Annotated in this window: 16 protein-coding genes; 12 read left to right on the forward strand and 4 right to left on the reverse strand. The window is 70.9% G+C overall.

All coding sequences use genetic code 11. From position 1 onward, the window contains the following. The first annotated feature begins 288 nt into the window (after positions 1 to 288). From ACFXKG_RS17600 to ACFXKG_RS17655, 12 genes are all read left to right on the forward strand, one after another. Positions 289 to 1,665, forward strand: coding sequence for an MFS transporter (locus ACFXKG_RS17600; protein WP_384839121.1), 1,377 nt, complete (start codon positions 289 to 291; stop codon positions 1,663 to 1,665). A gap of 24 nt (positions 1,666 to 1,689) precedes the next feature. After that, positions 1,690 to 2,496 (forward strand): LamB/YcsF family protein, encoded by an 807-nt coding sequence (locus ACFXKG_RS17605; protein ID WP_384839124.1) that lies wholly within the window; start codon positions 1,690 to 1,692, stop codon positions 2,494 to 2,496. Between the two features lie 20 nt (positions 2,497 to 2,516). Further along, positions 2,517 to 3,254, forward strand: coding sequence for an allophanate hydrolase subunit 1 (locus tag ACFXKG_RS17610; RefSeq protein ID WP_384839127.1), 738 nt, complete (start codon positions 2,517 to 2,519; stop codon positions 3,252 to 3,254). Further along, the gene (locus ACFXKG_RS17615; RefSeq protein WP_384839130.1) at positions 3,251 to 4,255 is read left to right on the forward strand and encodes a biotin-dependent carboxyltransferase family protein; all 1,005 of its coding nucleotides are present in this window, start codon (positions 3,251 to 3,253) and stop codon (positions 4,253 to 4,255) included. The genes ACFXKG_RS17610 and ACFXKG_RS17615 overlap by 4 nt, the downstream gene beginning before the upstream one ends. 60 nt (positions 4,256 to 4,315) lie before the next feature. Next, entirely contained in the window at positions 4,316 to 5,110 is a 795-nt protein-coding gene (locus tag ACFXKG_RS17620) for an SDR family oxidoreductase (protein WP_384839134.1), read from the forward strand. A 26-nt stretch (positions 5,111 to 5,136) separates the two neighbouring features. Further along, entirely contained in the window at positions 5,137 to 6,306 is a 1,170-nt protein-coding gene (locus ACFXKG_RS17625) for a pyridoxal phosphate-dependent aminotransferase (protein WP_384839138.1), read from the forward strand. A 35-nt stretch (positions 6,307 to 6,341) separates the two neighbouring features. Beyond that, positions 6,342 to 6,923: a TetR/AcrR family transcriptional regulator gene (locus ACFXKG_RS17630; RefSeq protein ID WP_384839141.1), complete on the forward strand. Its 582-nt coding sequence runs from the start codon at positions 6,342 to 6,344 to the stop codon at positions 6,921 to 6,923. A gap of 98 nt (positions 6,924 to 7,021) precedes the next feature. After that, positions 7,022 to 7,834 (forward strand): SAM-dependent methyltransferase, encoded by an 813-nt coding sequence (locus tag ACFXKG_RS17635; protein ID WP_384839144.1) that lies wholly within the window; start codon positions 7,022 to 7,024, stop codon positions 7,832 to 7,834. Between the two features lie 253 nt (positions 7,835 to 8,087). Next, on the forward strand, positions 8,088 to 8,210 hold the full coding sequence (locus ACFXKG_RS17640; RefSeq protein ID WP_384839147.1) for a hypothetical protein: 123 nt from the start codon (positions 8,088 to 8,090) through the stop codon (positions 8,208 to 8,210). A gap of 406 nt (positions 8,211 to 8,616) precedes the next feature. Continuing rightward, the gene (locus tag ACFXKG_RS17645; RefSeq protein ID WP_384839150.1) at positions 8,617 to 8,787 is read left to right on the forward strand and encodes a hypothetical protein; all 171 of its coding nucleotides are present in this window, start codon (positions 8,617 to 8,619) and stop codon (positions 8,785 to 8,787) included. 284 nt (positions 8,788 to 9,071) lie between these two features. Continuing rightward, complete coding sequence (locus ACFXKG_RS17650; RefSeq protein WP_384839153.1) at positions 9,072 to 9,293, forward strand: hypothetical protein; 222 nt, start codon at positions 9,072 to 9,074, stop codon at positions 9,291 to 9,293. A gap of 88 nt (positions 9,294 to 9,381) precedes the next feature. Then, positions 9,382 to 10,635, forward strand: a complete 1,254-nt coding sequence (locus ACFXKG_RS17655; protein ID WP_384839156.1) for an SPFH domain-containing protein — start codon at positions 9,382 to 9,384, stop codon at positions 10,633 to 10,635. An 80-nt stretch (positions 10,636 to 10,715) separates the two neighbouring features. Here ACFXKG_RS17655 and ACFXKG_RS17660 read toward each other — a convergent pair whose 3' ends face one another. The 4 genes from ACFXKG_RS17660 to ACFXKG_RS17675 all read right to left on the reverse strand — a co-directional run bounded on the left by ACFXKG_RS17660 (position 10,716) and on the right by ACFXKG_RS17675 (position 12,913). Beyond that, positions 10,716 to 11,057 (reverse strand): ArsR/SmtB family transcription factor, encoded by a 342-nt coding sequence (locus ACFXKG_RS17660; protein WP_384839301.1) that lies wholly within the window; start codon positions 11,055 to 11,057, stop codon positions 10,716 to 10,718. Between the two features lie 83 nt (positions 11,058 to 11,140). Continuing rightward, positions 11,141 to 11,602, reverse strand: a complete 462-nt coding sequence (locus ACFXKG_RS17665; protein WP_384839159.1) for an SRPBCC family protein — start codon at positions 11,600 to 11,602, stop codon at positions 11,141 to 11,143. Positions 11,603 to 11,727: 125 nt separating this feature from the next. Next, positions 11,728 to 11,886 carry a hypothetical protein gene (locus ACFXKG_RS17670; protein WP_365819194.1) on the reverse strand — a complete coding sequence of 53 codons (159 nt, stop codon included), beginning with the start codon at positions 11,884 to 11,886 and terminating at the stop codon, positions 11,728 to 11,730. A gap of 61 nt (positions 11,887 to 11,947) precedes the next feature. Then, on the reverse strand, positions 11,948 to 12,913 hold the full coding sequence (locus ACFXKG_RS17675; protein ID WP_384839163.1) for a cytochrome c oxidase assembly protein: 966 nt from the start codon (positions 12,911 to 12,913) through the stop codon (positions 11,948 to 11,950). Positions 12,914 to 12,984: the final 71 nt, after the last annotated feature.

Here is a 12,984-nt window from a genome sequence, read left to right on the forward strand (position 1 = left end):
TCTCATTCGCGATTCGAGTCGCAACTTGGCTCCGGCACTTCTCCACGGCCCCGCGCCCTGAACCTCTCCCCCCGGCCCCGGCCGGTGAACGGGTCCCCGGAGGGGGCCGAGCCGCACCACTCCGCCGAGACACCGTCGTCGCCTTCCCGTGAGGACCCACGAAGACCCACGAGAACGCGCAACGCCGGTGGCACGCCTCGGCACAGGGGCGACTGCCGACTGCGACCACGTTCAGCGCACGATTCTCAGGACACCGTTCCAGGAGTCCGCGACACCGAAAGTGAACGTATGACAACGTCAGATCGGCTCGACACGACGTCAGACCGGCACGGGACCACGTCGGTTCACTCCGCCCCGGCAGTGGCCGACGTCGTCACCGCGAACGGCAAGGTCGTCCGCAAGGCCACGGTCGCCGGCGCGGTCGGCTCCTTCGTGGAGTGGTACGACTACGGCATCTACGGCCTGCTCGTCACCTATCTCGCGATCAACATCATGGGCGAGGCCGAGGCCGGAGGGCTCTTCCTCACCAACGTCGGCTTCCTGGTCAGCTTCATCGCACGCCCCTTCGGCAGCGTCATCTGCGGATACCTCGGCGACAGGATCGGCCGCAAGTCCCTGCTGGCCACCCTCCTGGTGCTCATCTCCGCGGCGACAGCGGCCATCGGCCTCATCCCCTCCTCCGCCGTCATCGGTGTCTTCGCGCCCCTCCTCCTGGTCCTGCTCCGTGTGCTCCAGGGCTTCTCGGCGGGCGGCGAGGTGGCCGGCGCGATGTCCTTCGTCGGTGAGTACGCGCCGGACGCGCGCCGCAACTACATGATGAGCTTCATCGCCGTCGGCTCGTTCGTCGCCCTCATGTTCGGCAGCGCCTTCTCCGCCGTACTCATCACGACACTCGGCGACGACGCGATGACCTCCTGGGCCTGGCGGGTGCCGTTCCTCCTCGCCGTCCCGCTCGGCTACATCGGCTTCTACATCCGCCGCCAGCTGGAGGAGACCCCGCACTTCACGGCGCTGCGCGAACAGAACACCGTCGTACGCAACCCGCTGAAGTCGGCGCTCACCAACCCGCGGCACCTGAGGGCGATCGCGCTCACGATCTTCCTCCCCGCGCTCAACGGACCCGGCTACTACCTGCTGTTCGTGTACATGCCGACCTACCTGAAAACCTCCCTCGGCGCGCACAACTTCCCGATGCTGCGGGCGCTCATGGTCACCGCGGTCAGCCTGATCGCCATCGTGATCTGTATCCCGCTCATGGCCCGGCTGTCGGACCGTATCGGCCGCAAACCGGTGCTCATCTTCTCCGCGGTCGCGACGGCCGTGGTCTCCTACCCGATGTTCCTGCTCATCACGACCGGCGAGTTCGGCCTCGCGTGCATCGGCACCACCGTGCTCGCGATCGCGTTCTCCGGCCACGCGGCGGTGGTGCACACCGTGCTCGCCGAGCTGTTCCCGACCACCGTGCGCTACTCCGCGTACAGCATCGGGTTCAGCATCTCGACGATCATCTTCGGCGGCAGCGCCCCGCTCCTGATGACCACACTGATCGAGTCGACCGGATCCAACCTGATCCCGGCGTTCGCCTCCATCGTCACCGCCCTGATCACCCTGGTCACCCTCGCGTTCCTGCGCGAGACCAAGGGCCGACCGCTCGCGTCCCACTGAACCGCACCAACTCCGGGAGACACCATGGGAATCAACTCGGTAGCCGTCGTCGCCGACCTCGGCGAGAGCTTCGGCAACTACACGATCGGCGACGACGACGCGCTGCTCGGCCTCGTCACCTCGTCCAACATCGCCTGCGGCTTCCACGCCGGTGACCCGCGCGTCATCGACCGTACGGTCGCCGCGTGCGTGGCCCGCGGCATCGAACTCGGCGCCCACCCCGGCTACCCCGACCTCGTCGGGTTCGGCCGCCGGCTCATCGAGGCGTCGGAGGAGGAGATCCGTACCGACGTCCTCTACCAGCTCGGGGCGCTCGACGCCTTCGCGCGCGTCCACGGCGGCACGATCAGCCATGTCGCCCCGCACGGCCGCATGGGCTCGATCGCGCAGACCGACGCCAAACACGCCCGCGCCATCACGGACGCGGTCGCCGCGTACAACCCCGACTACCTCGTCATCTGTCAGCGCGGCCTGCTCGCCGAGGAGTCGCGCAAGCGGGACCTGAAGGTCGGCTACGTGTTCCTGGCGGACCGCGGGTACGGCGACGACGGCATGCCCGTGCCGCGCTCGCACGAGCAGGGTCTGGTCCACGACCCCGCGCTCATCGGCGAGCGGGCCGTCCAGGTCGTACGGGAGGGCACCGTGCGCTCCGTCAACGGCAATGTCGTGGAGCTCGGCCACGACGCCGATGTGCTGCTGCTGCACGGCGACCACCCGACGGTCCTGGAGAACGGCACCGCCCTGCGTGCCGCACTCGACGCGGACGGCATCCGTGCCACGGGCCTGCGGGACGTCCTGGCCGAGAAGGCCGGGGCCGCGCTCACCCGTTGAGGGGTGAGGGCGCGATCTCCATGGACACCGCACAGTTCGCCACCGTCGCGATCACCGTCGAACCCTTCGGGGACTCGGCGGTGATGGTGACCGTTCCCGAGGCCGACCGGGGGGTCCGCAGGGCCGCCGTCACCGCCTTCCGCGACCGGTTCCTCGCCAACCGCCCGCACGGTGTGCTCGACGTCGTCTCCGGACTGGAGTCGCTGCTCATCGAGTTCGACCCGCTGGAGACGGCGCTCCAGCACATCGCGTACGCGGCCCGGCTCCTGGCGGAACGGATACCGGCCGGCGATCCGGCCCGGCCCCGTCCGGTCCACCGGTTCGCCGTCCCGGTCGTCTTCGACGAGGAGGCCGGCCCCGATCTGGCGTCCGTCGCCGAGGAAGTGGGCCTGGCCCCGGCCCAAGTGGTCGAGGCCATCGCGGAGTCCACGTTCACGATCTCCCTCCTGGGTGCGGCGATGGCTCCGATGATGGACGGGCTCCAGGTGCCGGGGCCGGTACGCCGGCGCGCCGAGCCGCGTACGGATGTCGCGCCCGGGGCGATCATGATCGCCGGCACCAACGCGATCATCCAGCCGTTCCCGGGCCCGACCGGCTGGCGGGTGGTCGGGCGTACCCCGCACACCATCGTCGACATCTCCCGCCCGGACCCGGTCTCGTTCGGCACCGGGGACCTCGTACGGTTCGTCCCCGTCACCCGGGACGAGGCGGCGGCGCTGGACGCGGGATTCCTGCTCCCGGTGGAGGTGCGGGCATGACGACCGTGGGCCTCGGCATCACCGGTACGGGGTGGATCACGACGTTCCAGGACCTCGGCCGCCAGGACACCGAGCGCCGGGGTGTGCCCACCGGCGGGGCGGCCGACCAGCACTCCGCGGCGGTCGCCAACATCCTCGTGGGAAACGCGCGCGGCGCGACGCTGATCGAGAACCTCGGGGGCGAGCTGGCGCTCGTGCCCGACGGGGACATCCTGGTCGCCGTGACCGGTGCCCCCGCCCGGGTGACCGTCGGCGACGTACCGGTCGACAGCTGGACCCCGATGGTGGTGCCGGCCGGGCACGAGATCAGGGTCCGCTGCGACCTCGCCCGGGGAGCCCGCGCCTACCTGGCCGTGAACGGCGCGATCGCCGCGCCGACCTTCCTCGGCAGCGCCGCCCCGGACGCGCGGATGGGGTTCGGGCAGCTCCTCGGCAGAGGGACGGACGTGCTGCTGGAGACGGGGTTCCGGGGTTTCGGCCGCGGAGCCTTCCGGCCGCCGCTGTTCCGGCTCCCCGTTCCGGTCCTGCGGTGCGCGGAGGGGCCCTGGAACATCGATGTCGTCGAGAGCGGGGGGATCCACGCCATCCCCGGGGTCCGCGAGGTGATCGAGGCGTCGCCCTATGTCGTCACCGCCCGCTCCAACCACGTCGGCCTGCGGCTCGACGGGCCGGTGCGCCACCCCGACACCGACACCGAGATCGTGTCGCACGGGGTGCCGGTCGGGGCCCTCCAGATCCCGCACGCGGACGAGCTCATCGTCCTCGGCAGATACCGGAGCCTGACGGCCGGTTACCCGATCGTGGGCGTCGCCTCGCGGGCGTCGCTCCCGCTGCTGGGGCAGGCCGGACCGGGCCGGGAGCTCCGGTTCCGCTGGGTCGACCGCGAGACCTCGCTCCGTGCCCACGCGGAACGGGAGGCCGAGGTACGGGTGCTGGAGCGCGCGGTGGCCCGGGCGTTCGGGGCCCTCGGCTTCGCGGCGCCCTTGCCCACCGCTAGATGAGAAGTTATTCTCATTTGTAACTCACATCTCACATCTCATGTCTTCTGTGGAGGAGGAACGGTGACGTCGACCGGCAGGACCGCGCTCATCACCGGAGCCGGCAGCGGAATGGGGCGGGAGACCGCCCGGCTTCTCGCCCGGGACGGCATCACCGTCGTCCTCGTCGGCCGCCGGCAGGCGGCGCTCGACGACGTCCGGGACACGATCCAATCCGAGGGCGGAACCGCTCACGCGATCGCGGCGGACATCACGCGCGCGGACGACGTGGCGCGCCTGGTCGACCGCGTCCACGCCGAACTCGGCCCGGTCGACGTGCTGATCAACAACGCGGGAAGTTCCTCGTCCGTGCTCAACCCGCAGTGGCTGCCGCACGACGAGTGGCGCCACGTCCTCGACGTGAACCTCACGGCGGTCTTCCAGCTCACCCAGGCCGTGCTCCCGGACATGCTCGGCCGCGGCACCGGGACGATCGTCACGGTCTCCTCGCTCGCCGCCGTCAACCCCAACCTGCTCGGCGGGGCCGCCTACGGCGCGGCCAAGGCCGGTGTCCGCAACTTCATGACCTTCCTGCACAACACCTTCCGCAACCAGGGGCTGCGGGCCGTCACCGTACTGCCCGGCGAGGCGGACACCCCCATCCTCGACCACCGGGCCCGGCCGCCCGCCGCCGAGGAACGCGCCCACATGCTGCGGCCCGAGGACGTGGCGGAGGCCGTCCGCCTCGCGGTCACGCTGCCCCAGCGGGTCGTGCTCCAGGAGATCGTCGTGGCCCCCACCCGGCAGCGCGACACCTCCGCCGACCTTGAGATCAGCCGCTGGGCGGGGGCACCCGCCGGCGCCGCACCCCACGCCTGACCATCTCCCGCCTCCAGGAGGAGCGCATGCCGCCCACCACCGCCACCCCGCTGCCCGCCTTCGCGCCCGCCGGAGCCGTCGCCCGGATCGCCGCCGCCTCCCGCCGGACGCAGCAGCCGCAGTCCGGCGGCGACCTCGTCTCCCTCGCCATGGGCGAGCCCGACTTCGACACCCCCGAGCAGGTGGTCGAGGCGGCCCACGCCGCGATCCGCGCCGGACGCACCCACTACTCGCCGCTGCTCGGCGAGCCGGCGCTGCGCGAGGCGCTCGCCGAGAAGCTCGCGGGCATCGCCAAGGCACCGGTCTCCGCCGCCGACATCCTGATCACCCAGGGCGGAACCGCCGGTCTCGCCGCGTCGATCCTCGGGATCGTCGACCCCGGCGACAAGGTCGTCGTACCCGACCCCACGTACTCCCTCTACGCCGACCTGGTGCACATGGCCGGCGGTGTCGTCGTCCCCGTCCCGCTCGCGCCGGACCTGCACTGGGACCTCGACCGGCTGGCCGACGCCCTCACGGGCGCGAAGCTCTTCGTGTTCTGCAACCCGGTCAACCCGACCGGGATCGTGCACGGCCGCGAGGAACTCGACGCGCTCGCCGGCCTGCTCGCGGGCACGGACACGATCGTCATCTCGGACGAGGCGTACGCCGACCTCGACCACACCGGCCGGCCCTTCACCTCCACGGTCTCGGTCGACGGCCTGCGCGACCGCACGGTCTACTGCCAGACGTTCTCCAAGAGTTACGCGATGACCGGCTGGCGGGTCGGCTACCTCTGGGGCCCGTCGCCGCTCATCCAGGCGTCCGCGCGGATCCACAACACCTTCAACGGGTCGGTGAACACGGTCGTCCAGGACGCCGCCCTCGTCGCGGTGCGGACCTGCGACGACGACATCGCCAGGATGCGCGCCGCGTACGAACGCCGCGGCGAACTGATGCGCGCGGAACTGGCCGCGGTCCCCGGCCTCACCCTGAGCGCGCCGGAGGGGGCGTTCTACCAGTTCCCGCGGTACGACCTCGACCTGCCCTCGGCGCACGTCGTCGCCGAACTGCGCGCGCACGGCGTCGCCGTCCGGCCGGGCAGCGAGTTCGGCGCCCGGGGCGAGGGGCACCTCCGGCTGTCGTACGCTGCCGGACCGGAGTCCATCACCGAGGGCGTCCGCCGGCTGGCCCGCGGCCTCTCGGCCCTCCGGTGAACCCGCCGTCCCACACACAACGGGGGAGTCGTCCCATGCGCAGCGACACCGAGCGCAACCGCAGGCACCTCATCAAGGCCGCCGCGCTGCTCTTCGAGAACTCGCCGACACCGGTCAGCCTGGCCGAGATCGCCAAGCACGCGGAGGTGTCCACCGCGACCGCCTACCGGCACTTCTCCTCCGTCGAGGAGATCCTGCACGCCTTCCGGGCCCAAGTCGGTTCCGAGCTGCGCGACTTCAGCGCGCGCCAGACCAGCCGGGGCATGGTGAGGCTGGAGGAGGTGTCGCGCTACTGGGTGTCGCTCGTCCTCGAACACGGCGGCGCCATGGCGCAGATGCGCTCGCACCGCGGCTATCTCGAACGGCTGCGTGAGGGCACCGGCTATCTCGCGCCCCAGGCCGAGGCGCTGGCCGAGCCGCTGCGGCAGACCACCGAGGAACTCGGGCTCGGGGACCTCGGGGACGAGGCCCTGTTCCTCTGGAACGCGCTGTTCGACCCACGGGACATTCTCGACCTCATCAAGAGCGGACGCCCCGAGGAGGAGGCCGCGACCCGGCTGGTGGCGGCCCTGCGCGGCGCACTGATCGGCTGGTCCACGGCGGCGCGAGATCACTGAGCGTCTAAGCTCTGGACCAAGGCTTCAGTTTGGGACGGGACCGGTACCGGTACCGCGCCCCGGCGTCGCGCCGGCCGCGGTACCCGGGAGGAGCGAAGATGGCACCGCAGAACTCTCCAGAAGATCGTTTCAACACCGGGGAGGCGCACTCCGCGCGCGTGTACGACTACATCCTGGGCGGCAAGGACAACTACCAGGTCGACCAGGAGGCCGGCGACTCGATGTGCCGGGAGTGGCCCGCGCTCCCCATCCACATGCGGGCCAACCGGGAGTTCATGCACCGCGCGGCCCGTTACCTGGCCGCGGAGAAGGGCATCAGGCAGTTCCTGGACATCGGTACGGGCCTGCCCACCCAGCCCAACATGCACGAGGTCGTCCAGACGGTCGCGCCCGACTCCCGGGTCGTCTACGTCGACAACGACCCGATCGTCCTCGCGCACGCCCGCGCCCTGCTGACCAGCGCTCCCGAGGGCCGTACGGCCTACATCGACGCCGATATGCGGGACCCGGACGCGATCATCGGCTCGCCCCAGTTCCAGGAGCTGCTGGACCTGCGCGAGCCGGTCGGTCTCATGATCATCGGGATTCTGCACTTCATCCTGGCGGACGACGACGACCACGGCCTCGTCCAGCGCCTCCTCGCCCCGCTGCCGTCCGGCAGCTACCTGGCGATGACCATCGGCACCGCCGACTTCGCCCCGGTGGAGGTCGGTCATGTGGCCGAGGAGTATGCGAAGCGCGGCATGCCCATGCAGCTCCGTACGCTGGCCGAGGCCACCGCGTTCTTCGACGGTCTGGAGCTGATCGAGCCGGGCGTGACCCAGGTCCACAAGTGGCGTCCGGACGTCGGTCAGGTGGCCATGGACGACCGTGACATCGCGATGTACGGCGCCATCGCCCGCAAGAGCTGACCCACCGCGCGTCGCGCCGTGGCCAACTGCCGAGCCGAACGGGCACGTTGCGGCGGCCGGCCTTCACCCCGGCCCCGGACGGCGAGGGCGGGGGTGGTCGCGCGACGGGCCGTACGCGACGCGGCTCGCGCAGTTGGTTTCCGGACCGGCTGCGCGTGTGTTGATCCTCGCCCACCTGACACCGTCGGCGACCAGCACGCGGACCGAGTGAACTCAGCTGTCCGGCACGGGTGTCGCCGGCGGGCTTCCCTCGTTGCCGGACGGGGTGGGCTGGTCCGAGTGGGCAGAGCCGCTCCTGCTGACCATCGACCGCGCGGTCCTGCCCCACGACGTCCTGGACATCGAACTGCCCGCCGATGGGCACCTGTTGCGGTAAGCATGGCGATGATGGAGAAATCGCTCACGTCGGACCTCCAACTCAACACTGAGACGCGCCTGATCGGACACCGGAGGGAATCGTCATCTCGACCGCTCCGGGGGCGCGCAGTCATCGACGGATCGCTCGGGAAGCGGGGGTGTGCCGGCCGAATCTCCCCAGATTCTCCCCGGGGCTGATCGAGACCGACTTCCTGCTCATATGTCGACATGACATCGAGCGTTGATTGCAAGGCGACGGGCTTGAAATGCTTGGGAAAATTCCGTCAACGGTTGCCGTGACCCGCCATATCGCAACCTTACGTGAGGGTGGTTTGCTACTGGGGATGATCGAGGGCGACGATCTCAGCACCTACGAAGTAGAGTTCAGCGGCCGACGATTGCCGACCGGAAGAACTTGACAGACCATGAACGTGGCATCGAATCCCCCGATCTATGACCAGCTCCTCCGCGAGCACGGCGACGTCATCACCGAAGCGCGCGAGGCGGCCCACCAGACGACCCGGCAGGCGGAACACGTGCTGGACTGGAGCGGGCTGCACCGGCGGTTCCCCACCGAGCCGGCGCGCCGCGACTGAGCCGTCACGACCGGGTCGTGTCATGGCCGGCCACGTCACGAACGGGGCCGTGTGACGGGCCCGCCGCCGTACCACGAGCCGTCCCGCGCCACCGCGCGGGGCGGCTCGGGCGCGTCGCCCCAGGGGTGTACCGGCCCGACGGTGCCCCGACGCTCCGCGGAGTACTGTGAAGATATCGAGGGTATGTCGCCGTCGGCCGCTTCGCCGGGGGCGTTCTCGATGAAGGACGAGGTCGGAGGCGCGGCCTCCGGGAGGCGTGGTCGGCATGATCGCGGCAGCGACGTATGTCCGTGGCGGATGACTTCTCACAGAGCCCGGTCGGGGCCATCGGCAGGGTCACCGTCCCGATCCCGCCGAACGGGCCCGGCGAGGTGCTGGTGGCCGTGCGGGGCGGCTCCGAGGCCTACGCGGCCTGGGCGGACGGTCCGATCGGCAAGGACCGCCGGGTGGTCGTCGTCGAGTCGATCTCGGCACGCTCGGTGATCGTGGAACTCCTCCCCTCCTGAAGGACGCACTCCACCATGAGGAAGCCGCACGCACGCGCGGCGGCACGACAGCGGTACCGGCGTACAGACAGTACGACAGGAGCACACCATGCTGTTCTGGCATGTTCCCGCGCCCAACGAGGCGATGCTCATCTCCGGCTCCAAACGACAGGCGCAGGACACTCAGTTCCGGATCGTCACGGGACACGGCAGCTTCGTGATGCCGGTCAAGCACAAGGTACGGATGCTCTCCCTGGCGCTCCGCGAGGCGGAGATCGTCGAGGACTGCGTCACCCAGCAGGGAATCCGGCTCAACGTCCGTGCGGTGGCCGTGTTCAAGGTCGGCGACGACACGGTGTCGATCGCCAACGCGGCCCGGCGCTTCCTGGCGGAACAGGACCGGATGGAGGAGCTGGTGGGCCGGATCTTCGCCGGTCACCTCCGCTCCATCGTCGGCGGACTGACGGTGGAACAGATCATCCGCGAGCGCGACCGGGTCGCCCAGGAGGTCAAGCAGGGCAGCCACAGCGAGATGGAGAAGCTCGGCATCGTCGTCGACGCCCTCCAGATCCAGGAGATCGACGACGCCACCGGCTACATCGAGAACCTGGCAGCCCCGCACGCGGCGGCCGTCGCCGGCCAGGCCCGGATCGCCCGGGCCAAGTCGGACCAGGAGGCGAGCGAACGCGAGCAGCAGGCCGCCGCGCTGAAGGCCGAGTACGAACGGGACACCGCGATCAAGCGGGCCGGTTTCCACGCCGAGACGGAGCAGGTCAACGCCCGCGCCGCGCAGGCGGGACCGCTGGCCGAGGCGCGGGCCTCGCAGGAGACCATCGAACAGCAGACGGCCCTGGCGCAGCGTCAGGCCGAGCTGGCGGCGCAGCGGCTGGAGGCCGAGGTGCGGCGCCCGGCGGACGCCGAGGCGTACCGTCAGCGCACCCTGGCGGAGGCCGCCAGGGACCGGGTGAAGTTCGAGGCGGACGCCTCCGCGTACGGCGAGCGCACCCTCGCCCAGGCCCAGGCCGACGCGAACACCGCGCGCGCCGAGTCCCTGAAGGACGGCAACCAGGAGCTCATCGCCGCCAACCGCACGGTCGAGAACCTGCCGGCGCTGGCCGACGCGGCGGCCCGGGGCATGGCGGGTGCCCACCTGACGGTCCTGAACGGTACCGGCGGCGTCAACGACCTGGCGGCCGGACTGGTCGGGCAGGGCATGGCCATCCTCGACTCGCTGAAGGGCGCGTCCAAGGACGGCAAGGACGCCCGTACCCCGGGCGCGGCGTCGGGCACGGACGGGAAGCCCACGCTCCGTGTCACCGAGACCCGGCGCGAGGAGCCCCGGCACAGGAGCGGGAGCGCCTGACCGGCCCGCGCCCCTGACCGGCGCGGAGCCCGGCGCCATGCGGCACGTGCACCCCTGCGGTGTGTACGTGCCGCGTGGCGTCAGGCTCCGGCCGCCGGCGCTCCGTCGTCCGGCGGAGCCGCCGCCTCGGCGAGCCGCTTGATGGCGGCCAGCCGGGCGTCCCAGTCGGCCGCGACCCGGTCCATCCAGCGCGCGGTCACACTGAGCCGGTCGGGCCGTACCGCGTACCGCGCCTCGCGCCCCTCCCGGTGTCCGGTGACCAGTCCGGCCCGGTCCAGGACGCCGAGATGCTTGACGATGGCCTGCCGGCTGACCGGCAGCTCTCCGGCCAGCACCGTCGCGGTCGCCTCGCCGTGCGCCGCCAGGGCGTCGAGTATCCGGCGCCGGGTCGGGTCCGCCAGCGCGGCGAGCACCTCCGCCACCGCGTCCTGACCGCTTCCGGCGGCGGTGCCGTCGCCGGAAGCGGGCGCGGCCTGCCCCGGGTCCCCGCCGGCGGAGTCCGTCGTCATGCGCCGAGCCGCTCCGCGTAATCCCTGATGACGCCGACCATGTCCGTCCAGCCCCCCGTGTGGCTCTCCTTGGAGGCGGTGTCCCGCCGCTCCTCGGGGATCACGATAGCGGCGAAGCCGGTCTCCACCACCCGCAGCCTGGTCCCCTCGCCCTCGGGCGTGAGCGTGAACTCCACAAGGGTGGAGTTCCCTTCGTCGGCCACCTCGCCGGGGTACGCGCTCGCCCAGCGGTACGAGAAGTGGTGCGGCGGGTCGACCTTCACGATGACCGTACGGAACTCGCCGAACTTCCCGTGGTCCAGGAACATGATCCCGCCGGGGCGCAGATCGACGGGCGTCGGCTCGCCCTGCCCGAACCACGAACCGACGTGTTCCGGTTCGGTGAGGACCGCCCAGACGCGCTCCGGGGGCGCCGCGATGAAGACCTCGCGCTCGATGCGGTCGTCGGATGTGGACATGAGAAACCTCCCGGTGGAAACAGCTCTGAGGAACAGCTCTGACGTGCAACTCAAGAGTTGCACTCATCGACCTGTTGTGCAACCGGGAGGTTGCGCATTGGTGTGCCGGTGGGAGCCGGAGGATCTCAGTGGCCGCGGGCCACGGCGAGGCCGAGCGTCACCAGCCCCAGGACCACCCACCCGAACCACAGCCAGCCGTTGCTGCCCAGCGCCGCCGTGTACCCCGTGACCACCACCAGCGCGCCGACGGTCACCACACCCATAGTCTTCGTGGATCCGGACATACGCGTCCTCCTCCAGGCCGGGGCCATGACGCCCATCGTCGCCCGGCGACCCGGGTTCGCGCTACCGCCCCCGGGCCTGGAGCGAGGCCAGGTAGGCGTTGTACTCCGCCAGCTCCTTGTCGCCGTCCCGGTCCGCGGCCCGGTCGGTGCGCCTGGCCTGCCGCTGCTCCGAGTGGTACCACTGGTAGACCAGTGCGACCAGGACCAGCACGGACGGGATCTCGCTGAACGCCCAGGCGATGCCGCCGGCCGCGTTCTGGTCGGAGAGGGCGTCGATCCCGAGCGAGGCGGGCGGGTTCTCGTACGCCTTGACCATCGGCTCGCTCGCCATCATCAGCGCGATGCCGAAGAACGCGTGGAACGGCATCCCGGCGAACAGCTCCAGCATCCGCATCACATACCCGGGACGGTGCGGCCCCGGGTCGATCCCCATGATCGGCCAGAAGAAGACCAGCCCGACGGCGAGGAAGTGCACCATCATCGCGATGTGCCCGGCCTTGGACTCCATCAGGAAGTCGAAGAGCGGCGTGAAGTAGAGCCCGTACAGGCTCGCGATGAAGAGCGGGATGGTGAAGGCGGGGTGCGTGACCACCCGTACGTACCGGCTGTGCAGCAGCGCCAGCAGCAGCTCGCGCGGCCCCTTCCGGCTGCGCCCGTCGCTGCCCCGGCCCGCGACCGGCAGGGCGCGCAGCGCCAGTGTCACCGGGGCGCCGAGCAGCAGCAGGATCGGCGAGACCATGCTGATCACCATGTGCTGGACCATGTGCACGCTGAACATGACCATGCCGTAGTCGTTCAGCCCGGTGCACATCACCAGCGCGATGGTCAGCACCCCGAGGACGAAGGCGACGGTCCGGCCGACCCCCCAGCCGTCACCGCGCCGGCGCAGCCGGACGACGCCCCAGCCGTACAGGGCGAGCGCGACCAGGCAGCCGGTCAGGAAGAAGAGGTCGGGGGAGTACTCCAGCCCTCGTCCCAGCGTGAACGGCGGCAGATCCATGGTCATGCCGTGCCCGCTGTGATCCATCCGTGCGCTCCCGGTGCTTCCCGTGGCCGTGACCGCGGTGCCCGCCGTCCTCCGCCGCGCCCGCCGCCCAC

Origin of the sequence: Streptomyces sp. NPDC059255, from assembly GCF_042752355.1 — a bacterium.
Taxonomy (GTDB): Bacteria; Actinomycetota; Actinomycetes; order Streptomycetales; family Streptomycetaceae; genus Streptomyces.

Bases quoted from the DNA above. Each gene is read 5' to 3' on its own strand.
- ACFXKG_RS17600 (WP_384839121.1), top strand. From the start codon at position 289: ATGACAACGTCAGATCGGCTCGACACGACGTCAGACCGGCACGGGACC.
- ACFXKG_RS17605 (WP_384839124.1), top strand. From the start codon at position 1,690: ATGGGAATCAACTCGGTAGCCGTCGTCGCCGACCTCGGCGAGAGCTTC.
- ACFXKG_RS17610 (WP_384839127.1), top strand. From the start codon at position 2,517: ATGGACACCGCACAGTTCGCCACCGTCGCGATCACCGTCGAACCCTTC.
- ACFXKG_RS17615 (WP_384839130.1), top strand. From the start codon at position 3,251: ATGACGACCGTGGGCCTCGGCATCACCGGTACGGGGTGGATCACGACG.
- ACFXKG_RS17625 (WP_384839138.1), top strand. From the start codon at position 5,137: ATGCCGCCCACCACCGCCACCCCGCTGCCCGCCTTCGCGCCCGCCGGA.
- ACFXKG_RS17630 (WP_384839141.1), top strand. From the start codon at position 6,342: ATGCGCAGCGACACCGAGCGCAACCGCAGGCACCTCATCAAGGCCGCC.
- ACFXKG_RS17635 (WP_384839144.1), top strand. From the start codon at position 7,022: ATGGCACCGCAGAACTCTCCAGAAGATCGTTTCAACACCGGGGAGGCG.
- ACFXKG_RS17645 (WP_384839150.1), top strand. From the start codon at position 8,617: ATGAACGTGGCATCGAATCCCCCGATCTATGACCAGCTCCTCCGCGAG.
- ACFXKG_RS17650 (WP_384839153.1), top strand. From the start codon at position 9,072: ATGTCCGTGGCGGATGACTTCTCACAGAGCCCGGTCGGGGCCATCGGC.
- ACFXKG_RS17655 (WP_384839156.1), top strand. From the start codon at position 9,382: ATGCTGTTCTGGCATGTTCCCGCGCCCAACGAGGCGATGCTCATCTCC.
- ACFXKG_RS17665 (WP_384839159.1), bottom strand. From the start codon at position 11,602: ATGTCCACATCCGACGACCGCATCGAGCGCGAGGTCTTCATCGCGGCG.
- ACFXKG_RS17670 (WP_365819194.1), bottom strand. From the start codon at position 11,886: ATGTCCGGATCCACGAAGACTATGGGTGTGGTGACCGTCGGCGCGCTG.
- ACFXKG_RS17675 (WP_384839163.1), bottom strand. From the start codon at position 12,913: ATGGATCACAGCGGGCACGGCATGACCATGGATCTGCCGCCGTTCACG.